The 25,346-nt window shown below is 59.2% G+C and carries 21 protein-coding genes; 8 read left to right on the top strand and 13 right to left on the bottom strand.

What is annotated here, in order from left to right; all coding sequences use genetic code 11:
* Positions 1-65: 65 nt before the first annotated feature.
* Positions 66-620, top strand: coding sequence for a cysteine hydrolase family protein (locus ACZ5DH_RS14175; protein ID WP_464254891.1), 555 nt, complete (start codon positions 66-68; stop codon positions 618-620).
* Positions 621-1,103: 483 nt separating this feature from the next.
* On the opposite strand, the gene ACZ5DH_RS14170 is transcribed toward ACZ5DH_RS14175, so the two are convergent.
* From ACZ5DH_RS14170 to ACZ5DH_RS14160, 3 genes are all read right to left on the bottom strand, one after another.
* A complete protein-coding gene (locus ACZ5DH_RS14170; RefSeq protein ID WP_464254890.1) occupies positions 1,104-1,418 on the bottom strand; it encodes a DMT family transporter in 315 nt (104 codons plus the stop codon).
* 314 nt (positions 1,419-1,732) lie between these two features.
* Positions 1,733-2,632: a M23 family metallopeptidase gene (locus ACZ5DH_RS14165; RefSeq protein WP_464254889.1), complete on the bottom strand. Its 900-nt coding sequence runs from the start codon at positions 2,630-2,632 to the stop codon at positions 1,733-1,735.
* A gap of 157 nt (positions 2,633-2,789) precedes the next feature.
* Positions 2,790-3,560 (bottom strand): tRNA lysidine(34) synthetase, encoded by a 771-nt coding sequence (locus tag ACZ5DH_RS14160; protein ID WP_464254888.1) that lies wholly within the window; start codon positions 3,558-3,560, stop codon positions 2,790-2,792.
* 233 nt (positions 3,561-3,793) lie between these two features.
* Here ACZ5DH_RS14160 and rpoZ point away from each other — a divergent pair, with 233 nt between their 5' ends.
* Together rpoZ and dnaJ are read left to right on the top strand one after the other, a co-directional pair.
* Complete coding sequence (gene rpoZ / locus ACZ5DH_RS14155) at positions 3,794-4,033, top strand: DNA-directed RNA polymerase subunit omega (RefSeq protein ID WP_464254887.1); 240 nt, start codon at positions 3,794-3,796, stop codon at positions 4,031-4,033.
* Positions 4,034-4,144: 111 nt separating this feature from the next.
* On the top strand, positions 4,145-5,251 hold the full coding sequence (gene dnaJ / locus ACZ5DH_RS14150) for a molecular chaperone DnaJ (RefSeq protein ID WP_464254886.1): 1,107 nt from the start codon (positions 4,145-4,147) through the stop codon (positions 5,249-5,251).
* 447 nt (positions 5,252-5,698) lie between these two features.
* Here dnaJ and ACZ5DH_RS14145 read toward each other — a convergent pair whose 3' ends face one another.
* Positions 5,699-7,522, bottom strand: a complete 1,824-nt coding sequence (locus ACZ5DH_RS14145; RefSeq protein ID WP_464256565.1) for a carbon starvation CstA family protein — start codon at positions 7,520-7,522, stop codon at positions 5,699-5,701.
* Positions 7,523-7,706: 184 nt separating this feature from the next.
* Here ACZ5DH_RS14145 and ACZ5DH_RS14140 point away from each other — a divergent pair, with 184 nt between their 5' ends.
* The 5 genes from ACZ5DH_RS14140 to thiF all read left to right on the top strand — a co-directional run bounded on the left by ACZ5DH_RS14140 (position 7,707) and on the right by thiF (position 11,965).
* Entirely contained in the window at positions 7,707-8,174 is a 468-nt protein-coding gene (locus ACZ5DH_RS14140) for a hypothetical protein (protein WP_464254885.1), read from the top strand.
* Positions 8,175-8,379: 205 nt separating this feature from the next.
* Positions 8,380-8,580 carry a sulfur carrier protein ThiS gene (gene thiS, locus ACZ5DH_RS14135; RefSeq protein WP_464254884.1) on the top strand — a complete coding sequence of 67 codons (201 nt, stop codon included), beginning with the start codon at positions 8,380-8,382 and terminating at the stop codon, positions 8,578-8,580.
* Positions 8,581-8,796: 216 nt separating this feature from the next.
* Entirely contained in the window at positions 8,797-9,609 is an 813-nt protein-coding gene (locus ACZ5DH_RS14130) for a thiazole synthase (protein ID WP_464254883.1), read from the top strand.
* Positions 9,610-9,887: 278 nt separating this feature from the next.
* Complete coding sequence (gene thiH / locus ACZ5DH_RS14125; RefSeq protein WP_464254882.1) at positions 9,888-11,009, top strand: 2-iminoacetate synthase ThiH; 1,122 nt, start codon at positions 9,888-9,890, stop codon at positions 11,007-11,009.
* A gap of 356 nt (positions 11,010-11,365) precedes the next feature.
* The gene (gene thiF / locus ACZ5DH_RS14120; RefSeq protein ID WP_464254881.1) at positions 11,366-11,965 is read left to right on the top strand and encodes a sulfur carrier protein ThiS adenylyltransferase ThiF; all 600 of its coding nucleotides are present in this window, start codon (positions 11,366-11,368) and stop codon (positions 11,963-11,965) included.
* Between the two features lie 388 nt (positions 11,966-12,353).
* Here the strand turns inward: thiF and ACZ5DH_RS14115 are convergent, their stop codons facing one another.
* The 9 genes from ACZ5DH_RS14115 to ACZ5DH_RS14075 form a co-directional block, all read right to left on the bottom strand.
* Complete coding sequence (locus ACZ5DH_RS14115) at positions 12,354-13,646, bottom strand: MFS transporter (protein ID WP_464254880.1); 1,293 nt, start codon at positions 13,644-13,646, stop codon at positions 12,354-12,356.
* Positions 13,647-13,768: 122 nt separating this feature from the next.
* A complete protein-coding gene (locus tag ACZ5DH_RS14110; protein WP_464254879.1) occupies positions 13,769-14,140 on the bottom strand; it encodes a MarR family winged helix-turn-helix transcriptional regulator in 372 nt (123 codons plus the stop codon).
* A 269-nt stretch (positions 14,141-14,409) separates the two neighbouring features.
* On the bottom strand, positions 14,410-16,047 hold the full coding sequence (locus ACZ5DH_RS14105; RefSeq protein ID WP_464254878.1) for an L-lactate permease: 1,638 nt from the start codon (positions 16,045-16,047) through the stop codon (positions 14,410-14,412).
* 713 nt (positions 16,048-16,760) lie between these two features.
* Complete coding sequence (locus ACZ5DH_RS14100; protein WP_464254877.1) at positions 16,761-17,735, bottom strand: glycosyltransferase family 2 protein; 975 nt, start codon at positions 17,733-17,735, stop codon at positions 16,761-16,763.
* On the bottom strand, positions 17,732-18,289 hold the full coding sequence (locus ACZ5DH_RS14095; RefSeq protein ID WP_464254876.1) for a GtrA family protein: 558 nt from the start codon (positions 18,287-18,289) through the stop codon (positions 17,732-17,734). Before ACZ5DH_RS14095 ends, ACZ5DH_RS14100 begins: the two co-directional genes overlap by 4 nt.
* Positions 18,256-19,395, bottom strand: coding sequence for a DegT/DnrJ/EryC1/StrS family aminotransferase (locus ACZ5DH_RS14090; protein WP_464254875.1), 1,140 nt, complete (start codon positions 19,393-19,395; stop codon positions 18,256-18,258). The genes ACZ5DH_RS14095 and ACZ5DH_RS14090 overlap by 34 nt, the downstream gene beginning before the upstream one ends.
* 113 nt (positions 19,396-19,508) lie before the next feature.
* The gene (locus ACZ5DH_RS14085; protein ID WP_464254874.1) at positions 19,509-20,003 is read right to left on the bottom strand and encodes a chemotaxis protein CheW; all 495 of its coding nucleotides are present in this window, start codon (positions 20,001-20,003) and stop codon (positions 19,509-19,511) included.
* A gap of 376 nt (positions 20,004-20,379) precedes the next feature.
* On the bottom strand, positions 20,380-23,391 hold the full coding sequence (locus ACZ5DH_RS14080; protein WP_464254873.1) for a response regulator: 3,012 nt from the start codon (positions 23,389-23,391) through the stop codon (positions 20,380-20,382).
* A 156-nt stretch (positions 23,392-23,547) separates the two neighbouring features.
* Entirely contained in the window at positions 23,548-25,134 is a 1,587-nt protein-coding gene (locus tag ACZ5DH_RS14075; protein ID WP_464256564.1) for a cobyric acid synthase, read from the bottom strand.
* Positions 25,135-25,346 lie beyond the last annotated feature (212 nt).

Genomic DNA, 25,346 nt, shown 5'->3' with positions numbered 1-25,346 from the left:
CCTGATGAGGGAAGACACAGGACAAACAATACTACCTGCCGCAAAACACCTCATGGAGGTATGACATGAAGAAAGCTCTCGTCATAATTGACGTTCAGAACGACTACTTCCCCGGCGGAAAGATGGAACTGGATGGAAGCGACAAGGCCGGAGACAAGGCTGGTCTGCTGCTTGAAACATTCAGGAAGCTACAGCTGCCAGTCATCCATGTGCAACATGTGGCCGTGCAGCCCGGCGCAACGTTTTTTCTGCCGGACACCCAAGGGGTTAACATCCACAAATGTGTCCAGCCGAAAAGCGACGAAACTGTGGTCATCAAGCATTTTCCCAATTCGTTCCGCGAAACGACGCTGAAAAAACATCTGGAAGACAACGGCATCACGCAACTGATTGTGGCCGGAATGATGTCGCACATGTGTGTGGATACCACGGTTCGTGCGGCTTTTGACCTCGGCTATGCCTGCACTCTTGCACACGATGCCTGCGCCACGAGAACACTGACCCTCGCTGATCAATCCGTGACGGCGGCACACGTGCATCTGGCCTTCATGGCCGCCTTGAACGGCGTCTTTGCTTCCGTGCGCTCTGCAGAAGATATCTGCAAGGAATTATCGGCGTAGCGACAGGGATGATAGCGGGATTTGTGGGGGAGGGACCCTTTTGCAAAAGGGTCCCTCCCCCACGCCCCCACCCCCTAAAACTCTTATGGTGTTGCAGTACGGCACAAAGAGTTTTTCTGGCCTTAGAGCATTTTCACTTTGAAATTGCTCTGGCGACTGCGTGAGCAGGCGCCCGCAGCGAAGGCGTAAGCGCAATTTATTTGCGCTGTTAAGCGCCGAAGTATGCGTGTCTTAAACTTTGAGAATGTCCATTCTCAAAGTTAATCTGGTCTAAGTGGGGGGACAAGAGGCAGCGTAAAGGCATCACGCCTCATCAAAGGGTATCTGCGCCAGCAGCGCGGGCAACTTCGCAGCCCCCTTGTGGCAAACGCCTGCCTCGCAGTGCCCAGAACTATTTCACGTGAACAAGTGTATCCAATACAAAAAAGCCGCTTTTTACAGCGGCTTTTTCGGTTAGGGGGGTGTTACGAGAGAAAATGGCGTTCACGAAGAAATTTTCATCATCACAAGCCCGGTCACTATAAGCGCGGCCGCGCCCACGCGCATGGCGTTGGCAGGCTCGCCCAGCACCAGTATGCCCAGTAAGAATGCGCCCACCGCGCCTATGCCCGTCCAGATGGTATAGGCCGTGCCCAGGGGCAGGCTCTTCATGGCTATGGACAACAGCGCAAAGCTGGCGACCATGGCCACAATGGTGAGCACCGAAGGCAGAGGCCTGGTGAAACCAAGCGACAGCTTCATTGTATATGCCCAGACAACCTCAAGCAGTCCGGCGAAAAAAAGAAAAATCCAGGCCATCACGGCTCTCCTTGATCAGAGCCGGGTCGTCCCGGATTGCATACCCTTTATGGGGGAGGTCGTCCTCACGCATAATAGTATATAAGAGTGAATGCCGCCCTGTCCAGTTGGGCAGATGGTGCGCAGTTACGGTACCGCTTGAAAAGAGAGTGGCGGTCAGGAATGCGACAGGTATTTCGCCCCCCACTTCAGGCCAGAAAACGCCTCATGCCGTACTGAACTGCGACAAGAGTTTTAGGGGGTGGGGGCGTGGGGGAGGAGACCCTTTTGCAAAAGGGTCCCTCCCCCACAAAAAAACTTCACGTAAGATTGCTCTAATCAAGAATGTAGCGCATGGGATTCACCGGCACACCGTTGAGGCGCACTTCATAGTGCAAATGCGGGCCGGTGGTCCTCCCACTCATGCCCACATTGCCGATGACCTGTCCCCGCTTGACCCATACGCCCACAGGCACGGCGCAGCGCTGCATATGTCCGTACTTGGTGATAACGCCGCCGCCATGGTTGATTTCCAGGCTCAAGCCGTACGCGCCGTCATGGCCGGACTGGGTAACCAGCCCCTGTGCCGGAGCCACCACGGGGGTGCCGATGCGGTTGGTGATATCCAGCCCCTTGTGGAAGTGCCCGCGACCGCCGAAGGGCGAGGAACGCCAGCCAAAGCTGGAAGAAACAAAGCCCACCACGGGCCAGATTGTGGGCATGGAAGAAAGCGCGTCCCTGTTTTCGCGCAGGGCCAGCAACAGGTCCTGCTGGCGCACTTCTTCAAGACGGGCGGACTCCGAAAGCCGTTCAAGAAAATCCTGCATCTTGCGGGCTGCCAGCTCCTGCCGGTGCAGGGGCAGGTAAGACCGCGAAAAGTCGCCCGCGATATCAAGACCGCCGCCTGCATCGGCGGGGTCTTTATCCATATTCATCATGATGCGCAGTTTGGAGTCGAAACTCTGAACCCTTTGCAGGTCGCGCCCCATCTGCGAAATGCGCTCGGCCAGATTGACAAGCTGACGGCGCTGCTCGCTGATGACGCGCTGGGCGTTTGCGACGTCGTCGTTGAGATGGCGCGCCTCAAGCCAGGCGCGCACCAGCCAGACATTGCAAGCCGCCAGAGCCACCACCAGAACGCAGGCAAAAAAGCCGAACCAGCCACGCATCCGCAGATTGCGGCTGCCGCTGCGACCTTCCTTGAATATGACAATATGATATTTGCCGAAAAGCATGTGCGCAAACCTTATGGGGCCAGGGCAGCACTGTCAATGCAAGAAAATTGACAACCACGGTCTTGCGCTCGTGGCCCAGAAATTCCTTGTCCTGACGCTCCCGGCCATGACGTCAGGCTGGAGCGTCAGGACTGGTGCAGATGCAAACGCCTGGGACTTACTCTTCGTCCCCCACGTTTCTTTGCGCGGCGCTGCTGCTTTTTTCCAGCTGCCAGCGCGTCAGGCCGTTGAGCACGCAGCGGCGGCCATCCTTGGTGACGGCGTAAAGATGTTCCAGCGTCTGGGCCATGTCGCTTCTGGCTGTCCTGCCAGCCGAAGGGCAGGCATTGGCCCATATGGGCAAGCCCCACTGGCGCGCCGCCTGCCGGATATACTTTTTCTCCACAAGCATGAGCGGGCGGATAAGCCGCAACTGGCCGTTGAAAAAAGGCTCGTTCATGCTCATGCCGTCCACACGTCCGTTGCGGCAAATATTCATAAAGAACGTCTCCACCAGATCTTCGGCATTGTGGCCCAGCGCCAGGTGGGTCAGTTTGTACTGCGCGCAAAGCTCAAAAAGCCTCTTGCGCCGCAGCCATGCACAGCGAAAACAGGCCGAGCGGCGCAGGTTCTTCTCTGAATGGGCGTCAGGCCCGTGCGTTGTCACTTCCACATGGGCGGGAATGCCATGCTCGGCCAGCCAGGGCAGAAGAGCCGCGTGGCTCTGGCTGTCAAAACCGGGATTAAGGTGCAGGGCCATCATTTCAAAGTGGAAAGGTACGATTCCCTGGCGAATTTTAAGCGTCTTCAGCAACACAAAGCTGTCCACCCCGCCGGAGGCAGCCACGCCCACCCGGCAGCCAGGCCAGAGCATATTTGTCATCTGCATGGCCTTGCCCGCGCTTTTTACGCACACTTCCTGCGCGAAAGACCTTTTTTCTCTGCTCATGGCTGGCAATCTCCTTCAAAATCGTCTATGCTGCCGGGCTCTCCCGGCCATGCTTGACAGTGTCAATGGCGGCCTATATCATATCTTATTTCAGCAGGCAAAGCCTGCTCCAGGCGTATTCCACGCCCGGCCCTTTACAAAAGGTCGGGCGGTATTATTTATCAAAACGAACTGCGGCGGAGACCCTTTCGCCCCAGCCAGCGGCCCTTGGCCGCGCACACTACGGAGGCAGCATGGCCCGTATTACAGTTGAAGATTGCCAGGAGCGCGTAGACAACCGCTTTCTGCTTGTGCAAATGGCCATCAAGCGCGTGCATCAGTACCGCGAGGGGTATGAGCCCCTTGTGGAATCGCGCAACAAGGAAGTGGTCACCGCCCTTCGAGAAATTGCCGCGGGCAAAGTGCTGCCCGATGATGAGAGCCTTTACAATCCCCTTGCAGAAGAACAGGCCGCGCCTGCCTCCGGCGAGTAGGGATTCATAGCTTGCATTGTCTGCGCGGCGGCTGTCCTTGGGCAGCCGCCGCGCCTGTGAATACAACCTTTAGCCCAGGCGCACAAGCACGCAGCCACCGGAATCCGGACCATGATGGAGCTTGATTACTACGAGGTGCTGGGCGTTAGCCGCAGCGCTGGCGAAGATGAGATCAAAAAGGCCTACCGCAAGCTTGCCCTCAAGTATCACCCGGACCACAATCCCGGCGATCCCGAGGCCGAACAGAATTTCAAGCGCGCGGCCGAAGCCTATGACGTTCTGCGCGACCCCGACAAGCGTGCCCGCTATGACCGTTTTGGCCACGCCGGCGTAAACGGGGGCGGAGGTTTTGGCAGCAACGAAGATATTTTCGCCCATTTCAGCGATATTTTCGGCGATATCTTCGGGTTTTCTTCCGCCAACAGGGGGCCGCGCCCCATGGCCGGCTCGGATTTGCGCTACAACCTTACCATTTCTTTTGCTCAGGCCGCCACTGGTGATGAAATCACCCTTTCCCTGCCAAAGCACGTCACCTGCAGCGACTGCAAGGGCAGTGGCGCGGCTCCGGGCAGCAAGGTTGAGACCTGCCGTCAGTGTAACGGCACGGGTCAGGTACGCCGGTCACAGGGAATTTTCCAGATATCCATGCCCTGTAACACCTGTCAGGGCACGGGCCGCGTCATTACCAAACCCTGCGCCAAGTGCAAGGGTGAAGGCATTGTGACCGATACCCGGGAACTTGTGGTGCGCGTGCCCGCCGGTGTGGACACGGGAACCCGGCTGCGTGTGCGCGGTGAGGGCGAACCCGGCGTGCACGGCGGCCCCCCCGGCGACCTTTACGTGGTGCTGACTGTCGAACAGGACAAGCGCTGGCGGCGTCAGGGTCAGGATCTTGTCTTCACCCAGGAAGTAAGTTTTGTGCAGGCGGCCCTCGGGCACAGGGTGGAAATCCCCGGCCTGAAAAAACCCATTCCCCTTGATGTTCCCAAGGGCGTGCAGAGCGGCGCGGTGCTGCGCGTGCCCGGCGAGGGCATGCCCTACCCTGGCCGCAGACAGCGCGGCGACATGCTGGTGGAAGTCAGGGTGCTCACTCCCACGCGCCTCTCAGACCGGCAGGTGGAACTGCTGCGTGAATTTGAGGCCGCCGGGGAGCAGACGCCGCTGCAAAAAGTAAAAAAAGCCGCCAAAAAAATCAGCAAGGCCATGGGCCTCGATTAGAGCATTTTAACCTTGAAAAAGTGTAAATGCTCTGACGCTGCACGAAAGTGCAGCGCGCCACAACGTGGCGTGGATTCAGCCGAAAATCGCATTTTCGGCTGAATGAAGACTTTGAAATGTGAAGCATTTCAAAGTTAATCTGCTCTAGCGCGAACGCTGTTCGCATGCCGGCAGCGTTCCAGAAATGGGGCGCTGCCGCTTTTTGTAAATGGCCCCCCCCGCCTAGCGGGGGGGGCCATTTACAAAAAGGGGACCACTGCATCGCAGTAATCCCCTTTAGAGCATTTTCACTTTGAAATTGCTCTGGCGACTGCGTGAGCAGGCGCCCGCAGCGAAGGCGTAAGCGCAATTTATTTGCGCTGTTAAGCGCCGAAGCATGCGTGTCTTAAACTTTGAGAATGTCCATTCTCAAAGTTAATCTGGTCTAAGCAGCGTTATGCGAGCTGGTTATTCTTCTACAACCGCGCGCACGGATTCGCCGTAGGAGTCTGTAACCAGGGTCTTGATGCTCATAAGTTCAGTCCAGCGGCGGAACGTACCCACAATGACAAAGACCATAAGCACCATGACAAGGCAGGCCAGACTCGCCAGCAGATACTTGCCGTTGGGGATATAGTCGGTTGTCAGCTGCAGGTAGCCAGCCCAGAAGGTCACTGCCGTCATGAACACGCCGGGGATGGCCGTCATGAGGCAGTACTTGCCCCTGTTCATGCGCAGCAGCATGCTGGTGCAGACGATGAGGGCGCAGGCGGCCAGCAGCTGGTTGCTCATGCCGAAGAGCGGCCAGATGTTGCTGATGTTGCCGGTATACACCAGGTAGCCCCACATGGAAGTGAAGACCAGGCTGGTGATGATGACGCCGGGCGTCCAGTTCTTGTCGCCAAAGGGGGCGTACACCTTGCTGAGCATTTCCTGAAGGAAGAAGCGGCCCACGCGAGTGCCGGAGTCGATGGCGGTCAGAATAAAGACCGCTTCAAACATGACGGCGAAGTTGTACCAGTAGGCCATCAGGTGATCCATGTAAGGGATCTTGTGGAAGATATGGGCCATGCCCACGGCCAGCGACACTGCGCCGCCGGGACGGGCGTGCAGGTTAAGGCCGATCTTTTCTTCAAAGAAACCCAGATCAACAGTGTGCAGGTTGGGATGCACCGCCAGCAGCGCGTCATACTTGGCAGGGGTGGCGTTGATGGCGAAGTAGTCGCCGGGCATCAGCGTGCAGGCGGCGATAAGGGCCATCATGGCCACAAAGCCTTCGGTCAGCATGGCGCCGTAGCCCACAAAGAGAATGTCGCGCTCGTTGCCGATCATCTTGGGTGTCGTGCCCGTGCCGATAATGGCGTGGAAGCCGGAAATGGCACCACAGGCAATGGTGATGAAGATGAAGGGCAGCACGGGGCCGCCGATCACGGGGCCGCCGCCGTTGATGAAGGGCGTAATGGTGGGCATGAGAATGGTAGGCTGCACAAAGATGATGCCTACGGTGAGCATGAGAATGGTGCCTATCTTCAGATAGGTGGACAGATAGTCACGCGGCACCAGAAGGAACCATACGGGCAGCACCGAAGCGAAAAAGCCGTAAACCGCAATGGCTATGGCCACGGTGTTTCTGTCCCAGTCGAAGGCCCAGCCCAGCGCATCCTTCTGCATGAGATCATGGCCGCTCAGAATGCCCACCACAAGCAGCACCAGACCCAGAAGGCTGGCGAACAGCACGCTGTTTTGCTTGTAGCGCATGATGAGACCCATAATCATGGCAATAGGCATGGTGATGACAACAATGAACAGCGACCAGGGCGCGTTGTGCATGGCGCTGATGCAGGCCAGCGAAAGGCCTGCAAGGGTGAGAATGAGAATACACAGAATGGCGATGCCCGCCACTGTGCCCGTAACAGGGCCGATTTCGCGCGTGGCGATGGCCGCAAGGCTCTGGCCTTTATGGCGCACGGAGGCGAAAAGAACCACCATGTCATGCACCGCGCCGCCGAGAACGCAGCCGATAAGAATCCACAGCGCGCCCGGCAGATAGCCAAACTGGGCGGCCAGCACGGGGCCCACAAGGGGACCGGCGGCGGCGATGGCCGCAAAGTGGTGGCCGTACAGAACGTATTCGTTGGTTTTCACATAGTCATGACCATCGGCAAAACGCACAGACGGCGCAATGCGGCTGCCATCGAGGCGTAATACTTTATTTGCTAAGAAAATCCCGTAAACACGGTATGCAATAGCAAAGATACACAATGCCGCAAACACGAGTGTTATGGCATTAATGTTTTCAAGAGCTTCCATCATTTACTCCCGTCAGGGCTTGGCTTGTTTCCTCAACCGGGCAGGCGGCCTGATATGCCGCCACCCTGCGAAACCGCCCAAAACAACACAAAAAACATACACCAAACAGCAGTCTATCAGTGATGCGCCTCCTCATCTTGCGTGACTGTAGAAAAAATAGCCTGGGATGGCCCGTATACTGCATGTAAACCCAGCAATGCAATTATTATGGGCCTGCGTAATTTTTTGCTACACCCATTATTTATATCTGTCCATGCCACTGAAAACTGTCTGGCGCGATCTTTTTGCCAGTTGCGGCCCTTTGGAAACCCCCGAGCTTCTTTCGACACCCATTCCTGATAATAATAACAATTTATATTTATTAGATTTTTTAAATAATGCAGGGGGCGTTGGTGGTGCTGAACTCGTTGTGGATTTTTTTCCGCGACTTGCACTTTTTTTCGCAATATTCCCCCGTCATATGCCATCCTGTTCTCTACGCGCGCCCAACAAGGCCGGCATCTTCACCCGCACAGCTTCCGCCCGGCATATTCAGTACAAAAAAGGTCTCACCGGAGGGACTTGCATTTCATATTGCATGGGTCTATCGTTTACCTTCCGGCTGGGGGAGCCATCGGTGGCTGAGAAAGGGTGATAGCGCCCTGACCCCTTGGATCGCGCAAAAAAACGCGATTCTGCACCTGACGCGGATAATGCCGACGAAGGGAAGCTGGCCAGCCTGGAAACAGGTTTGTGCTTGCCCGCAGCCGTATTGGTTCTGCGGGTTTTTTTGTGGCCCTGTTCGGTATCGTCAGCCACGTCCCCGCGGATCAGGCTCCTGTAACCTATGGAGGTTCGTTATGAACATCGTGGTTAACGGCCAAACCGAGGACTGCGCGCCAGGCGCCAGCATCAGCCGGTTTCTGACTGAACGGGCGTATGAAGCCAGCGCCGTGGTTGTAGAGCGCAACGGACAGATCATAGCCAGGGACACTTTTGCGCAAACCATGCTGCAAGAAGGCGATTGCCTTGAGATCGTGCAGTTTGTGGGCGGTGGATAGAGCACGGTCACGGTATGCCTGTTCTGGCGGCCGCGCGGGCAGACGCTCGCCGTGAAGGCGTAGGCGCGGGTTTCCGCGCGGTTACGCACCAAAGGGCGAGCGCAATTTGAGAAGATATTTTCTCAAAAACGCCCTGCTCTGCTGCCGCATCCACCTGTTTACAAAACGCATATCCACAACCGCAATCTTCCAGCAGCGCTTTGCGCGGAGTACGCCATGAATGCTAATGATCCCTTTGTGCTGGGCGACATCAGCCTTTCCAGCCGCCTTTTTATCGGCACCGGCAAATATGGTGCCGACGGCCTTATCCCAGCCGTGGCCGAGGCCAGTGGTTCTCAGGTCATCACGGTGGCCATGCGCCGTGTGGACAAGCCCGCCTCCCAGAAGGACAGCGCCACGCCGGGGCAGGCCTCGCAAAACATACTGACGCACATTCCCGGCCACATGCGTCTTCTGCCCAACACCTCCGGCGCGCGCAACGCCGAAGAGGCCGTGCGCCTCGCCCGCCTGGCCCGCGCCGCGGGATGCGGCGACTGGATCAAGATCGAGGTCATCTCCGACACGCGCCATCTCTTGCCCGACGGCTACGAAACCGCAAAGGCCACGGAAATTCTCGCCAAGGAAGGCTTCACCGTACTGCCCTATATCAATCCCGATCTCTATGTGGCCCGTGCCTGCGTCGAGGCCGGAGCAGCCGCGGTCATGCCCCTTGGCGCGCCCATCGGCACCAACCGGGGGCTGCGCACCAAGGAGATGATCGCCATCCTGATAGAGGAACTGGACCTTCCGGTCATCGTGGACGCGGGCATAGGGCGGCCTTCGCAAGCCTGCGAAGCTATGGAAATGGGCGCGGCCGCGTGCCTGGTCAATACGGCCATAGCCTCTGCCAGCGACCCTGTGGCCATGGCGCGCGCCTTTGGCGAGGCCGTGCGGGCCGGGCGCAACGCTTGGCTCTCCGGGCCAGGATTTGTGCGTGGCATGGCAGCCGGAGCCGAAGCCTCATCCCCGCTTACGGGCTTCCTGCGCTAGAGCATTTTAACTTTGAAAAAGTGAAATGCTCTGACGCTGCACGAAGGTTCAGCGCGCCACAACGTGGCGTGGGTTCAGCCGAGCTTTAGCCGTTGCGACGAAGGAAGTTACGGATAAAGACAGCATTGGTTAATTGAGCGGACAGCCTACTGATGGCTGTCGCTATCCGTAAGCGGTAAAGACCCGCTAACGGCTACCGCAAATCGCATTTTTCGGCTGAATGACAACTTTGAAATGTGAAGCATTTCAAAGTTAATCTGCTCTAGGAGGTAAAGCAGATGCAATCATTCGAGGATTTTTTACAGAACTGGCCCGCACAACGAAGGGCCGAGGCCGTGCAGAAGGCCACGGAAGAACAGGTTTTTTCCGTTCTTGAAAAAAACAGCCTCCAGCCCGAGGATTTCCTGGCCCTTCTCTCCCCCGCCGCCGCCCCGCATCTGGAGCTTCTGGCCCGCCGCGCCCATGAACTCACCCTGCGCTTTTTCGGCCGGGCGGTGCACATCTTCACCCCGCTCTACATTTCCGACGTCTGCACAAACCAATGCCGCTACTGTGGCTTTAACGCCAAAAACAAACAGCCCCGCCACCACCTCAGCGTGGATGAGGCCGCCGCCGAGGCGAGGGCCATAGCCGACCAGGGCTTCCAGCATGTGCTGCTGCTCACCGGGGACGCCCGCCACCTGTCCTCGCCGCAGTATATCGCCGATGTGACGCGGCGCATAAAACCCTGGTTCGCCTCCGTGGGCATCGAGGTCTACTCCCTCACCACCGACGAATACAAACTGCTTGTGGACGCGGGCGTGGACAGCATGACCATGTTTCAGGAAACGTATAACCCTGATCTGTACGCATGGCTGCATCCCGCCGGGCCCAAACGCGACTACGCCTTCCGCCTCAACGCGCCACAGCGCGCGGCCCAGGCGGGCATGCGCTCCATGGGCGTCGGGGCGCTGCTGGGGCTGGAATCCTTCGAGCAGGACGCCTTTGCCACGGGCCTGCACGCCTGGTGGCTGCAACGCCACTATCCCGGCATGGACGTCAGCGTGTCCATACCGCGCATCTGCCCGCACGAAGGCAGCTTTGACGTACCGCACGCCCTGGACGACCGCCACCTCGTGCAGTACGTGACCGCCTTGCGCTGCTTCCTGCCCCGCGCGGGCATTACCTGTTCCAGCCGTGAAAGCGCCTTCATGCGCGACCACCTGCTGCCCCTTGGGGTCACGCGCGTTTCCGCAGGCGTCTCCACGGCTGTGGGCGGCCGCGCCACCGAAGACCTGCACAATCCCGGACAGTTTGAAATCACCGACGGCCGCAGCCTGGAGGAAATGACCTCGGACCTGTTGGAGATGGGCTACCAGCCCGTACTCAAGGACTGGGAACATCCCGTTACTGCCTGTTGACTGCCTGTTGACCGCCTGCTGACCATCCGCTCATCCTTTGCCGACGCCGGAACCTGCGGCGCCGGCAAAGGATGGGCTTACGATGGCTGCATGACCCGTCGCCCGCCCGTCAAGGCGGACGCGCCACTACGCCCCGCATGGCGCACACACAGGCGACCCTGCACAACAAGGCAAAAAATCACCATGGGAATTTCACACTGAAACTGCTCCGCAACTGTGGGATCCGGCGCTCGCCGCCATGACGTAACCTCTGTAACAAATTAGTGTCAACAGGCCCTAATATAACGCACAGCATCTGGATTTCAAAATTTTTGAGAATGTGCATGCGCACTGGTGATCTGCTCCAAGGAGACAACATGAACAATCCTCTGCATGACGGCCTTGAGCGCTATTTCAGCCCCCAACAGCTGACCTCCCTGTTCAATGCCCGCATAGGCATTGCCGGGGCTGGCGGCCTTGGCTCCAACGCGGCCCTCCTGCTGGCCCGTTGCGGCGTGGGGCACATCACCCTGGTGGACGACGACGTGGTGGACGCCTCCAATCTCAATCGCCAGCAATACTGGCCGCGCCACGTGGGCCGCCACAAGGTGGATGCCCTGCGCGAACTGCTGCTGGAACTGAACCCGCATATGGACGTGGCAACGCACAAACTGCGCGTCACGGCGAACAATCTGCCCGCTCTGCTGCCAGCCTGCCCCATCTGGATAGAAGCTTTTGACGGCCCCAACGACAAAAGCCTGTTTGTGGAAGGAGCCTTGCTGGCAGGGCACAGGGTGGCCAGCGCATCGGGCATGGGCGGCTGCGGCGGCGCGCCCATGGGCCGGAGAACCCTGGGTGCTCTGGTGCTGGTGGGAGATTTTACCACGGATATTCTCACGGCCCCGCCCCTGGCCCCCCGCGTCACCGAAGCCGCCGCCCTGCTGGCCGACGCCGTATTGGAAATGGTGCTGGGCTGACGTTACCACGGCAACCTTGGCAACCCGCCGCCACGAATAAAAAGGCTGTTCCGGCAAACTGATCCCAATGGAGCAGCTCCGCCGCAACAGCCTTTTTCCGGCAGGTACAATATGTGCCCGTTCCGGCACAAAGAGTTAACCATGCGCACGGCATAAACCTTTGGGCGCTGCAATGCCTCAGTACCGGACATATCCTGACAGTTTTTGAACTCCTGTTTTTATGTCCTTTGCAGAATTGCGCATATAATGAGCAAGGTATGCCTCTGGAGCATTTGCCACTTGAAATGCTCGCGTACGGCAGGCAAACGCCTGTCTACCCGCATTTTATGACAAGGATTTTCCTGAAAATCCTTGCAGAGCGATTAACCCGTTTCATTCGTAACCTGCTCTAGGCCCGGACAACCTTGGCCTCCTTGATGGGCAGATTTACAAGGGCCGCCAGAAGGGCCAACGCTATATCCACCTGCCATACCCACAAAAGACTGCCCGAATATTGCAACGCCACTCCTCCTAGCCACGCGCCAAGAAAAGCGCCAATCTGGTGCGTCAACAGCGTCAGCCCAAAAAGTGTAGCAAGATAGCGCGTGCCGAAAAGCTTGCCCACAATACCCGCAGTGGGGGGCACAGTGGCCAGCCAGGTGAACCCCGTAGTTACGGCAAATATATAGAAAGTCAGCTCGGTCTTGGGCGAAACGAGATAAACGGTGATCATCAATGCGCGGAAGGCATAAAGGGCAGACAGGATAAACTTCATGCGAAAATACTTGCCCAGGATGCCGGCCCCGATGCTGCCCGCAATATTGCACAAACCGATGAGAGACAGGCTGATGGCCGAAACCGAAGCCTCGTGCCCGCACAGGCTGACCTCACCCGGCAAATGCGTAGTCAGAAAAGCCACATGGAAACCACAGGTAAAAAAACCAGCGTGCAAGAGCAGATAGCTGGGATTCCGAAAGGCTGCTTTCAACTGCGGTTTGAGACCTTGGCTGCCAGTCAGATTGGCGGCACTTGCGGCGGCATGGGCCGTCCCGACTGCAGGTTGGCTGTCAGAAGCCCGCGCCATGCCCGCCTGACGGCAAAGCAGCCATGAAGGTACAATGGACGCCACCGCAGAAGCCGCCAAAAGCAGCAGCCCGCCGGTATAGCCCTTAAAATTGATGGCGGCCTGCACCAGAGGCGCAAAGGCAAACTGCCCCATCGAGCCACCGGCATTGATGATGCCGCTGGCCACAGAACGTTTGTCTTCCGGCAAACGTCCGGCCACAATGCCTATGAGTATGGAAAAGCTGCCCGCAGCCGCACCGGCCGGGCTTAATACCCCCTGTGCAAGGGTCATGCTCCAGAAGGACCCGGCCTGAAGCGTGTATACCTGCCCGATGCACAAAAGCAGCGCGCCTGTCAGCAGCACGGGAAGAGGCCCCTTCTTGTCGGCCCAAGCGCCAAAACATGGCTGAAATACCCCCCACATCAACTGCCCGATAGCCAGGGCCATGCTCATTTCAGTGATGCTCATGCCAGTGGCGCCTATCAGTGGGTGCACAAACAGGCCTACAGTCTGGCGAATGCCCATTGTAATCATCAATACGAGGCTGGACAGGGCGATGATCACCCATAAGCCGCTTGCCGGGGCAGTGGGAAAAAGCCGGCTGTGGATCGGGCGATTTTCGATGGGATTTGTCACGGGTATTTTCCTTGGTCTGCGAACGTTGGTCGAAAGCGCGCACACGGCATCATGGCATCTTCAGCCAGAAGCGGCCATTGGCTGCAAATTTCCGGGCACCACGGAACGATTCAGGGACAACACTATTCCAGCGAGTCGATCTGCGTAAAAATATGCCAAAGCGTTTCATAATTTTCGCCAAGATGCGTTTTGATGTCCGTTTGGGCCTGCTGCCATAACGGCATGGCCGTGGCGAAAACGTCTTCTCCCAGCGGGCTGAGGTAAAGCTGGCGCTTCCGGCTTCCGGCAGGCGACTTGTCCACAATGAAACCCTGACTCAAAAGCGGCTGCAAGGTTCGCACCAACGTACTGCGCTCCAGCCGCACCCTCTGCGCCAACTGCCCCGTGCCGCAACCCGGCATGCGCGAAATGTTCGCCAGCAAGGAATACTGGGTAACGCTGATGCCGGCAGGCTCAAGCGCTGTGTCATAAAAAGCTGTCACCCGTTGAGACATGCGCCGCAAATTTGTGCAGACGCATGGCGATTTTGGCGGGGTCGAAACGGTGTTCATCGTTCTGCCTCCATATAGTGTACATACACCATATGGAGGTCAAGCTGCCCAGTCAAGAAAAAGCACGTGCGGCAACACCCAAACCATGAATCCACGCGGGAGCACGCAGGCGCAGGGACAGGCGTTCTGTAAAACTACGCCTGTCCCTGTGCCGCACAAAAAAAAGCGCCGCCCCTTATGGAGCGGCGCTTATAATCAGCTTGTGCCGGATGCTAGGAAGGAAGCATCCAGTGCAGCACGCCGGCCTGCAGATAGGTGAGCGCGCAGATGAACAGGGTCATGGCGATACTGTGACCCAGGGTGAAGCGGAAGAGGTCGCCTTCATGACCCACCAGATTGGTAGCCGCGGTGGCCACACTGATGGACTGGGGCGAAATCATCTTACCCGTAACACCACCGGAGGAGTTGGCGGCCACGGCCAGGTTGGGGTCCATGCCCACCACTTCGGCGGTGGAACGCTGCATACCGCAGAAGAGGGCGTTGGAGGAGGTGTCCGAACCGGTCAGGAACACGCCGAGCCAGCCCAGAATGGGCGAGAACAGCGGGAACAGCGAACCGGTCAGGGTGAAGGCGATACCCATTGTGGAGCTCATGCCCGAGTAGTTCATGAGGTAGGCCAGGCCAAGGATCATGGCGATGGTCAGAATGGGGAAGCGCAACTGGTAAATGGTACGGCCGAAGCAGCTGATCGCCTTGCCGAAGGAGTAGCCGGGCATGAAGGGCACGGCGATGAAACCGGCCAGCAGAATGGCGGTACCGCCGGCAGACAGCCAGTTAAACATAAACACGGCGGCGTAGTTGCTGTTTTTGGCAACAATGGGGGCGGTCTTTTCAACCATGCCGTCCAGGCCGGGCCAGGAGAACTTCATGACCGCGCCGGGAATGGCGTTCAGCATGTTCTTGAACTGGGGCAGGCCCCACAAAAAGACCATGACGGCCAGAATGATGTAGGGCAGCCATGCGCGCAGCACCACGCCGAAAGCCGGGGCAGCGCCTTCAAGCTTGCTTTCCTGTTCGCCTTCGAAGCGCCAGATGCGGGCGGGCTTCCACACGCGCAGCAGCAGCACCATGGCGATGATGGTGATCAGGGCCGACATGATGTCGGGCAGGGTCGGGCCGTGGAAGTTGGAGAACAGGAACTGCGAACCGGCAAAGGCCACACCGGCCACGAGAATGGCGGGCAGCACTTCCAGAGCGCGGCGGAAGCCGCACATGACGCAGCAGAGCCACAGGGGCACAAGAATGGACAGGAAGGGCAGCTGGCGGCCCACGATCTGGCTTACGGTCATTTCGTTCAGACCGGAAACCTGCGCGCCCACGATGATCGGAATACCGATGGCGCCAAAGGCCACGGGAGCGGTGTTGGCGATAAGGCAGATACCGGCGGCGTACAGGGGCCTGAAGCCCAGGCCCACCAGCATGGCCGCGGTGATGGCCACCGGGGTGCCGAAGCCGGCCGTGCCTTCAATGAACGAACCAAAGGCAAAGGCGATAAAGATGGCCTGCAGACGGCGGTCGTCCGTCAGGCGGGCGAGCGATTCCTTGATGTATTCAAATTCGCCCGATTCCACAGTCATGTTGTACACCCACACGGCTGTGACAACAATCCAGATGATCGGGAAGAGCCCGAAGGCTGCCCCGTACGTCAGAGCGCTGAATGCCGTGCTCGCGGGCATGCCCCATACAAAGAGGGCCAGGATGAAGGCCAGAACCACGGCCAGAACTGCCGCGTAGTGCCCTTTGGCGCGTCGAACCGCCAACATGTAAAAAAGACTGATGAGTGGAATTCCCGCCACCAGAGCGGACCATACGGGGCCGCCCATTGGATCGTAAACTTGCGTCCATGCCATAACAACTGCTCCCTTAACGCTGTGGGTTTTGGAAGTACGAGTGACAGGCGCTTGTCCATCCCACGCGATCTGCAACCCGTCCATCCCCAAGAATAGCTCTTGGACGGATACATGTTTCCTGAGCAAAAAACAATGCTTTTTTGAAAGTCAGACGGTATCAACGATAAAAAATGATAATAATACAGATCAACGTTGAGGATATGCACTCTCAGTTTTTTTTCACACAACCGCCCAGGCTCCCAGGAAAAAATGCGAGTTACCTGCGCCGTTACGCCGGGGTCAGACCACAAACCGCCAGAGTAGAGTTCCGTTAAAAAATATAAGAAAACACTTTGCATGCTAAAGGGCAACAAAGGTTTTAGGGGATGGGGCGTGGGGGAGAAGACCCTTTTGCAAAAGGGTCCCTCCCCCACAAAGCATCGCAAGCCAGAGCATTTTAACTTTGAAAAAGTGTAAACGCTCTAACGTTGCACGAAAGTGCAGCGCGCCACAACGTGGCGTGGATTCAGCCGAGCTTTAGCCGTTGCGACGCAACGGCTGAAGCAACGGCTGCCGCAAAGACAGCATTGGTTAATTGAGCGGACAGCCTACTGATGGCTGTCGCTATCCGTAAGCGGTAAAGACCCGCTAACGGCTACCGCAAATCGCATTTTTCGGCTGAATGAAAACTTTGAAATGTAAAGCATTTCAAAGTTAATCTGCTCTGGACGGCGCTATCGCCGAAGGAAGGCAGGAAGGGCAAAATACAGGCGGGCTGCCGCGTCAAAGCACCCTCCCGGCAAAAAGCTGGCCCACCAGAACATCTGATATTTTTTGCCGCTGTTCCGCCAGGGAGCCATGGTTTTGCGCGCCTCGGCGTTCCTGCCTTCGCGCCACAGCGCCACGGCCTTTTGAAAGGCGGCCCGGCGGGAGAGCAAGAGCACAAGTGCGGCATGCTCCTGATCATACCCAGGATAGAGACGGCGGTGTTTGTCCAGAATGCGCAGAGTTTCGTCCGCAAACTGGCCAAACTTGCGAAAGGTCGTGTTTGCTCCGTGCACACGCCACACCGTGAGCGGCTCGTCCACATGGTCCAGTTCCCAGTCGTGGGCAATGCGATAAAAAACGTCGGCCTCTTCGCAGACGTTGAGGCTTTCATCAAACCAGCCGCCATTTTCCCCCTGCCCCGTGGGCACGCCGCGCTCTGAAAGACCGGCCAGGGCCTCGGCCCGTACCATGGCTGACGACATGGAAATCCATTGCCGTTCCATCAGGGCGGCAAAGGCCATGCCGCGCTCGGGGCGCGTTTCGGCAAAAAGGCGCTTGATTACCCGCCTGCCGTCGAAAATTTCGGTATCCGTGCTGACAAGCCCCACGTGGAGATTGGCCTCAAACAGGTTTACCTGAAGTTCCAGCTTGCGGGGCCGCCAGATGTCGTCGCAGTCCAGAAAGGCGATATACCGCCCTCGGGCCCGCGCCAGAGCCAGATTACGGGCCGCGCCGAGCGGAACCGTGGCTTCGCCCCTGAAATAGCGCACTTTTTCGCCATAGCTCATGGCAATGGCGGGGCTTTCATCCGTGGAGCCATTATCCCAGAAAACGATTTCAAAATCCGTGAACGTCTGGGCCATGATGCTGTCCATAGCTTCACGCAGGTCGCGGGAGCTGTTGAGGCAGTTCATGATAACGGAAACGGCGGGAACGCTCATGGTTTTTCCTCGCGGGTTGGGGGATGGGCGGGCGAAGCCGCCCGGCAGGCAGGCTGCGCAGCCTTTGCCTGTGCGGCACTGTGCCGGAACACCCAATACTTGCACAGCAGATAGACCATGACCGGCACGAGCAGCACGGCGATGGGCATGGCCACCTCATACGTCAGGCCAAGCCGCATGAGCAGCCAGATGATGGCGGAATTGAGGCCAAGCCCCAGGGCCTGGGTGGCGGCGAAGCGCGGCAGCATGGCCCAGTGGGAGAGCCCGCTTCCCGGCCCGGCCGCCCGGAAGGTCCACAGGCTCTGCCCCAGGTAGGAAACGATGAAGCTCAGCACATAGGCCAGGGCATTGCCTGCCAGAACAGGCATGCCCCACAGATTGACGAACAGCAGGCCCAGCAGAATGTACGTAAGACTGGCCGCCCCGCCCACCATGCCGAAGCGTACCCAGCGTTTGGCCAGCAGTCCCCTTACAAACGCGGCAAGGTCAGATACGCCGGGCGGCCGCAGACCTGCGCCGCTCAACGCTTCAATGCCCCGGCGATTCCGGCGCACACGGCATCCACATCTTCCACGGTCAGACCGGGATGCATGGGCAGCGTCACCAGTTCGGCGTACAGTTGTTCGGTTGCGGGCAGGCTTTCGCCATGGCCGAAGTAACTCAAAAGGTGATTGGGTTTGTAGTGGACGCCTGTGGGCAGACCCTGGGCGGCCAGAGTCTCCTTCACCGCATCCTTGCGGCCGTCAAGAACGCGCACCGGCATGATGTGGGGCACCACAAAGTCGCGGGGATCGGTGCGCAGCAGGGCCACGCCCGGCACGCCGGACAGGCGCTCGGCATAGCGGGCCGCAAGGGCGCGCCGCGCGGGAATGAACTCCGCGTCGAGACGCGAAAGCTGCACACGCCCGATGGCGGCCATAATGTTGCTCATATGGTAACGCCAGCCCTGCCGCTTCACGTCTGGATCCCAGGAGCGGGCCCCGGCAAAACGCTTTTGCGCGTCATCTTCCACAGAGAGCAGGCGGGCGTCGGAAGCCAGCCGCCCTGCTTCGGCGTCAAAAGCCACCAGGCAGCCGCCCTCGCCGCAGGTAATGTTCTTGATGCCGTCAAAGCTGAAGCAGACCATATCGCCGAAACTGCCGATCTTGCGGCCGTCATACCTGCAGCCGAACGCGTGGGCGGCGTCTTCAATGACGCGCAGTCCCTTGCGGCGGGCAAAGTCATAAACCTCGTCAAGGCGCCAGGGGTTGCTGGCATAGTCCACGTACATGAGGGCAATGGTATTGGGGGTAAGGCGTTTTTCGGCATCGGCCAGGTCAAGGGTGCCGGTTTCGGTCAGCACGTCGCAGGCCACAGGCACGCAGCCCGCGGCGCTGATGGCCTGAAAAGACGCCACAAACGTCAGGGAGGGCACAAGCACTTCGGGCTTGCCGGGTACAGCGCACCGGGCGGCCACGGCGTCGACGGCCAGATGCAGGGCCGCCGTGCCCGTATTGGTTGTAATGACCTGATCCGGCCTTACGCCGAGATACCGGGCCACTTCTTCTTCAAAAAGGCGCACTTCATTGCCCATGCCAAGATAGCCGTCTTCAAGAAGAACACGGCTGACGGCACGGGCCTCTGCTTCACCCACTATGGAACGGGAAAGACGCATGGACATACAGCCTCCTGCTGTGCGGGCGGTTGTCCGGCGGGCAGACGCCCGACCGGTGGCTGCGGCGCGGCATGCGCCGGGTCGCCGGGCAGCACCTACGTGTGGTGTAGCAACGCCGCCTAGCCCGCTTCGGCGTTCATTTCGCTCAATAACGTGTCGAGGTCAAGCAGAATAAGCAGGCGGTCGTCAAGCTTGCCCACGCCCCTGATATATTCCGAGCCGATGCCGCAGATTACGGGCGGGGCCGGCTCCACCGTGGAAGCGGGAATGCGCAGCACCTCTGAAACGCCGTCCACCAGAAAACCCACGATTTTCTGGTCAAATTCCATCACCACGATACGGGTGTCGCTGTCGCGGTCCAGGGCGGGCATATTGAAACGGGTGCGCATGTTGATGACGGGTATGACCTTGCCCCGCAGATTGATGACGCCTTCAATAAAGCGCGCCGCATGCGGCACCATGGTTATCTGCATGGGCCGGATGATTTCCTGCACGGAAAGGATGTCCACGCCAAACTCTTCTCCGGCGATATGAAAGGTGACCAGTTGCAGCCTGTCGCCTTCGTGCCCGTCTTCAACGCCCCGCTCAAACGCGGTATCTGCCATATGATCCATGGTCTTACCTCCATCAGTGGCGGGCAAAAGGCCCCATTGGCTTTATCGGCTAGAGCATTTTAACTTTGAAAAAGTGTGAATGCTCTAACGCTGCACGAAGGTGCAGCGCGCCACAACGTGGCGTGGATTCAGCCGAAAATCGCATTTTTCGGCTGAATGAAAACTTTGAAATATGAAGTATTTCAAAGTTAATCTTTTCTAGAGCATTTAACACTTGAAATGCTCATGTACGGCAGGCAAAAGCCTTCCTGCTCGTATTTCGCGGCAAGGATTTTCAGGAAAATCCTTGCAGAGCAGTTAACTTATTTCATTCGCAAACTGCTCCAAGACGCCTGCGGCAAAAGGGGCCGGGCGGCGGGGCACCCGGAAAAACGCGTCAGGCGTCCTCGACCAGCAACTTTTTGCGCAACCGGCAGGCTCTGTCTGTCATGCCGTCCATATCAAAATCCTTGACCGCCGCCAGTATGGCCGCCACCTCTTCGGCGTGGGGCGTGCCTTCCATCAGCGGCATCAGAGTTTCCAAAGTGCCCTCTACTCCGCCCCAGTCCGTTTCCACACGTTGGGGGAACTCGTCCAGCAGAGCCAGCAGCGCGGTGCGGTGTTCTTGGGCAAGTTGCAGGTTGCCGCTTCTGGTTTCGCGGCCAACGGAGTCTATGACCTGAACATATTCGAGCACACGCGCCATTTCCGCCTCAAAGGCTTTGAGCAGGCCCGGATCCAGCGGGGTATCCGGCAGCGCGTTTTCCATCATGCGGGTCAGACGTCTGATGCGCTCCACCCCCAGATTGGCGGCCACGCCCTTGACGGTATGCGCCAGACGGGCGGCGGCATCGAGGTCGCCGTCGCGCAACATGTCGCGCAGCCGGACCGCACTGTTGCCATAGTGTTCCACAAAACGGAACAAAAGCTCAAGATACAGTTTTCTGTTGTTGCCCACAGTGGCAAGACCGGCTTCAATGTTGATGACGGGGTTGTGCTGCCCTTTCATGCGGGCCTTGAGTGCCTTTAACCATTTGGTATAACTGTCTTCTTCACCAGTGCTCGAAAGAAAAGAGTCCGCCTGCGGGTCTGGCTGCAATGCGTCCTCCAAGCGCGCCTTCCTGAAAGGATTGCGCCGGAGTCCTCCCGGAAGCCATTTTTCAAGGGAGGCATAGAGTGTTTCAGGATTTACGGGCTTGGTGAGATAGTCATTCATGCCCACATCCTTGCCGTCCATGCGCGAGGCCATGTCCGCGTGGGCCGTCATGGCGATGACAGGCAGGTCTTCCGGGGTGAATCCCTGGGAACGGATGCGCCTTGTGGCCTCAAGACCGTCCATAACCGGCATCTGCACATCCATCAGCACCAGGGCGATGTCCGTGTGCGCAGACGTTTTCAGCTGATCCAGGGCTTCCTGTCCGTTGGTCGCCAGAATGACTTCCAGTCCCGCCTGCTGCAGCAGTTCACGCGCGATCTGCGCGTTGATGTCATTGTCTTCCACCACCAGCACCGTGCGGGGCGAAAATTCGGCCGGATCCGGAACATCCGTGCCCCCAGCTGGCGGGTCTGCCGCAGGTCCGGGCTCGCCGCCGATTTCGGGCGTCGCACGTGTGTTCCCGCCCGGCTCGCCCGCCCGAGTCTGCGCCCCGGTGAAAAAAATCCCGGAAGAGCCGTCGGTGTGGCGCACAGGCCGGGCGATGGGCGTCTTTCCCGCAAGCCCGGCAGATGGACTGAATCTGTCCACCATATCCACATCCACCGAAAAAAAGAAGCGGCTGCCTTCTCCCGGCACGCTGAACACCTCAAGCTCGCCCCCCATAAGGTTGACCAACTGCCGCGCCAGCGCAAGCCCCAGGCCCAGGCCGCTGCGAGACCGCGTCATGGACTCGTCCCCCAGGGCAAAGGGCTCGAAAAGTTTTTTCCACTCCTCTTCTTGCAGGCCGGGGCCGCTGTCCTCCACCACAAAGGTCAGCCGCAGGGCTCCCTCGGTGGAGGCGGGTTCGTCCGCCCGCTGCACGCTCAATGCAACGCCGCCGCGCACTGTGTATTTGACGGCATTGTCCAGCAGGATGCGCAGCACCTCTTCCAGATGGCGTTCATCGCCCGCCACGGCGGCGGGAATGGACGCGTCCAGCGCAACCTTGAGCAAAAGGCGCTTTTCCAGAGCCGTGCCCGCCACACTCTGGCGCAGCAGTTCCAGAAAGCCCGGCAGGTCAAATACCCTGCGCTCCATACGCATGGACCCTTCACTGGCGCTGGAAAAATCCAGAATCCGGTTGACCATGTCCAGCAGTACGCTGCCGGATTTGTTGATATGAGCGAGATAGTCACGCTGCACGCCGCTGAGATCCGTCTGCAGGCTGAGGTAGCTCATGCCGATGATGGCATTGAGCGGCGTGCGTATTTCATGGCTGATGCGGCGCAAAAAATCGTCCTGCACGTGCGAGGCCCGCTGGGCGAGCTCCAGTGAAGCGAGCGCCTGCGACCGCGCCAGCATGGCCTGCTGACGACTTTTGCGCGCCCACGTTTCAACCTCTTTCAACTCGCTGATGCGGGAAAAAAGCGTGCCCTTCATGCGCTGCAACGAGGCGAACATGCCCGCCAGCTCATCCCTGTGCTTGAGTTGCAGCGGCTTCGGATCAAGCCCTTCGGCAACGCTTTCGGCATAGCGGCTCACCCTGTCCAGAGGGTTGGCCACGCGCGTTATGAAAATGCAGGCATTGCCCAGCACGCTGCCCCCAAGCAGGATCAGACCGCCCACGGCTGCCAGCATGGTCCAGCGCAGAAGGCCCTCACGCTCGTTCAGACGGACAAGAAGTTCGGCGTACCGCATGCCGCCGATCTTGCTGGCGTCCGCGGCAATGCTATCCGGCAGGCGGGCCAGATTGCAGTCGTGCATCAGGCGCAGGGCGGCCTGCGGGCCGGGCCGGGCGCTCCAGGCGGCATCAGCCGCCAAACCGGAGTCCGGCCTCTGCTCAAGGGCAAGATTGACTGCAGCCTCGGCCATGACGTTGAACGCGTCCACCTGCGCCAGAAGAGCATGCATCTGCGCCCGCGCGGACGCGTCCACCTCCATATTTTCCACCAGCGTGACCAGCGCCACGCGTTCGCCCGGAGCCTCCCTTGCCGTATCTGGACGGGGCTCCTCGCCCCGCTCCTCACGCAGGAGACGCTGCCAGCGCTCAAGGTGGGCGGTATCGCCAGTGGACAGATAGTCAAGCGCCGCATGGTAGCTTTTATGCGGGGTGCTGCCTATTTCGGCAAGCAGGTTGGCAAAACGGTTGTAGCGGTGCAGAAGCCCGTTGACCTCGTACAGGCTGCGTCCGAGCCATATGATGCACAGGCCAAGCATGAGAACCACGCTCAGTTGCGCCATGTTGGAGGTTTTAATGAGGGTTCTGATGCTCATTTCTTGTGCTCCCGTAACCCGGGGGTACGACCGATGCCCCTGCCCCGAGAAGTCCGGGGCCTATCCGCGCGCCGCGTTCCGTGGTGGCCGGGAAGGCATACGAACGGCATTTCTTTGTCCAACATGGCGCGCGTAAAAACACGAACCCCGCTCAGGCTAGCACAGCCCAAGAAGCCCGTAAATGGCCGCCATGTCCAGGGAGTTCTCAACGCAGTCCGCCAGTCTGTCAAGTTCGGGACCAAGAGCGTACGCGGCCCCCTCAAGGGGCGGCATGGCGCAGTCGCGCCGCAAGGAAGACAAGAACGCATGGCGAAAGGCGTCGGCATCAAAAAGGCCATGCACATAACTGCCCCAGACCCTTGCCCGCCCGGCGGCATCGCACAGCCCCCATCCCAGGGGGCGACCCGCCGTGTCCGCCATTACCACATGGGGGGGGCGGGCGTTTGCCCCTTCTGACAGGGGCACGGTGCGGCCATGATGTATTTCATAGCCTTCAATTTCTTGAGCGAATGCCGCAAGCCCCCCGTGCATCGCGCTGTCGGTGTCTTGTGCAGGAAAATCGGCCGTAAGGCAGACGCAGACCCGCCCCGTGACCCGCAGCAGTTTTTTATCCGCTTCAAGACGGGTTTGCAGAGGCAGAATTCCCAGGCCGCGCTCCACGCCGCCTTCCTCAAGGCCCAGAGGATCGTCAATGACGCTGCCAAGCATCTGCAGTCCTCCGCAGATGCCCACAAGCGCGCCGCGCCCCTCTGCAAGGGCTGTGCGGGCAAACTGCGTTATGGCGTCAGCCAGGCCCGTGGCGCGCAAAAAGCGCAGGTCCGCCACGGTGTTCCGGCTGCCGGGCACAATAACGGCGTGTGGACGCCCCCAGTCGCCAGCAGCGCGCACGATGCGCAGGCGCAGTCCGGGCTCCTGACGCAGGGCGTCCAGGTCGGTGGCATTGCTGATGTGGGGCAGGTCGGGCACCACGATATCCAGCGCTCCCGCTGTTTCCGCGCGGCCTTCGCCCATGCTGAGGCCGGGCGTGATGCCCAGCTTGAAGCTGACGGAGTCCTCTTCGGGCAGGCGCAGGTTTTCCAGCATGGGCACCACGCCCCAAAAAGGCTTGCCGGTGCGGCGGGTAAGGCTGTGCAGGGCCGGGTCCAGCAGGGTGGGGTCCCCGCGAAACTTGTTGAGTATAAATCCGGCCACCCGCGCCCTTTCCGCCCGCGTCAGCAGTGCCATGGTGCCCGCCAGGGCCGCGAAGGCCCCACCCCGGTCAATGTCGGCCACAAGGGCCACGTGGGCGCGGGCATAGCGGGCCATGCGCATATTCACGATATCATGCGCCTTGAGGTTGATCTCGGCCGGGCTGCCCGCCCCTTCCAGCACCACCACGTCGGCTTCGGCCGCAAGGCTGCGATAGGCGCGCCGCACGGCCTTCCAGGCTTCGGGCTTGTACCGCAGGTAGGCCCCCACGCGCATCTGCCCCACCGGCTCCCCCAGCACGATAACCTGCGAGCCTGTGTTGGATGTGGGCTTCAAAAGAACGGGATTCATGCGCACATCGGCGGCCAGGCCGCAGGCGGCGGCCTGAAGCGCCTGGGCCCGTCCCATCTCCTTGCCGTCGGCGGTCACAAAGGAATTGAGCGCCATGTTCTGCGCCTTGAAGGGCACGACCCTGAGCCCCCGTCGCGCCAGCAGGCGGCACAGGGCTGCAGTGAGCAGACTTTTGCCCGCGTTGGAGCAGGTGCCCTGAAACATGAGTGCCGGAGGCAGCCCTGCCGGGCCTTCAGGAGAGCGGACGGACAACGGCCATGAACCGCCGGAGGCTTCAGTCCGAACAGGGGGAACAGACGCGGGTGGGGAAGGTGCTGACGACATGGATTTTTCATACGCGCAAGTATGACCGTGGGCAAGCGACCCCACAAAAATGGCGCAAGGCAACGGCTGGAGGCAAACTTGCACAGTATTTG

Source organism: Desulfovibrio simplex (assembly GCF_055387835.1).
Note: the sequence above shows the minus strand (reverse complement) of the source record. Positions and strands in the feature narration are given on the sequence as shown.

Coding starts and splice junctions, on each gene's coding strand:
- ACZ5DH_RS14175 (WP_464254891.1), top strand. CDS start 66: ATGAAGAAAGCTCTCGTCATAATTGACGTTCAGAACGACTACTTCCCC.
- ACZ5DH_RS14170 (WP_464254890.1), bottom strand. CDS start 1,418: ATGGCCTGGATTTTTCTTTTTTTCGCCGGACTGCTTGAGGTTGTCTGG.
- ACZ5DH_RS14165 (WP_464254889.1), bottom strand. CDS start 2,632: ATGCTTTTCGGCAAATATCATATTGTCATATTCAAGGAAGGTCGCAGC.
- ACZ5DH_RS14160 (WP_464254888.1), bottom strand. CDS start 3,560: ATGAGCAGAGAAAAAAGGTCTTTCGCGCAGGAAGTGTGCGTAAAAAGC.
- rpoZ (WP_464254887.1), top strand. CDS start 3,794: ATGGCCCGTATTACAGTTGAAGATTGCCAGGAGCGCGTAGACAACCGC.
- dnaJ (WP_464254886.1), top strand. CDS start 4,145: ATGATGGAGCTTGATTACTACGAGGTGCTGGGCGTTAGCCGCAGCGCT.
- ACZ5DH_RS14140 (WP_464254885.1), top strand. CDS start 7,707: ATGGCCCGTATACTGCATGTAAACCCAGCAATGCAATTATTATGGGCC.
- thiS (WP_464254884.1), top strand. CDS start 8,380: ATGAACATCGTGGTTAACGGCCAAACCGAGGACTGCGCGCCAGGCGCC.
- ACZ5DH_RS14130 (WP_464254883.1), top strand. CDS start 8,797: ATGAATGCTAATGATCCCTTTGTGCTGGGCGACATCAGCCTTTCCAGC.
- thiH (WP_464254882.1), top strand. CDS start 9,888: ATGCAATCATTCGAGGATTTTTTACAGAACTGGCCCGCACAACGAAGG.
- thiF (WP_464254881.1), top strand. CDS start 11,366: ATGAACAATCCTCTGCATGACGGCCTTGAGCGCTATTTCAGCCCCCAA.
- ACZ5DH_RS14110 (WP_464254879.1), bottom strand. CDS start 14,140: ATGTCTCAACGGGTGACAGCTTTTTATGACACAGCGCTTGAGCCTGCC.
- ACZ5DH_RS14105 (WP_464254878.1), bottom strand. CDS start 16,047: ATGGCATGGACGCAAGTTTACGATCCAATGGGCGGCCCCGTATGGTCC.
- ACZ5DH_RS14100 (WP_464254877.1), bottom strand. CDS start 17,735: ATGAGCGTTCCCGCCGTTTCCGTTATCATGAACTGCCTCAACAGCTCC.
- ACZ5DH_RS14090 (WP_464254875.1), bottom strand. CDS start 19,395: ATGTCCATGCGTCTTTCCCGTTCCATAGTGGGTGAAGCAGAGGCCCGT.
- ACZ5DH_RS14085 (WP_464254874.1), bottom strand. CDS start 20,003: ATGGATCATATGGCAGATACCGCGTTTGAGCGGGGCGTTGAAGACGGG.
- ACZ5DH_RS14080 (WP_464254873.1), bottom strand. CDS start 23,391: ATGAGCATCAGAACCCTCATTAAAACCTCCAACATGGCGCAACTGAGC.
- ACZ5DH_RS14075 (WP_464256564.1), bottom strand. CDS start 25,134: ATGTTTCAGGGCACCTGCTCCAACGCGGGCAAAAGTCTGCTCACTGCA.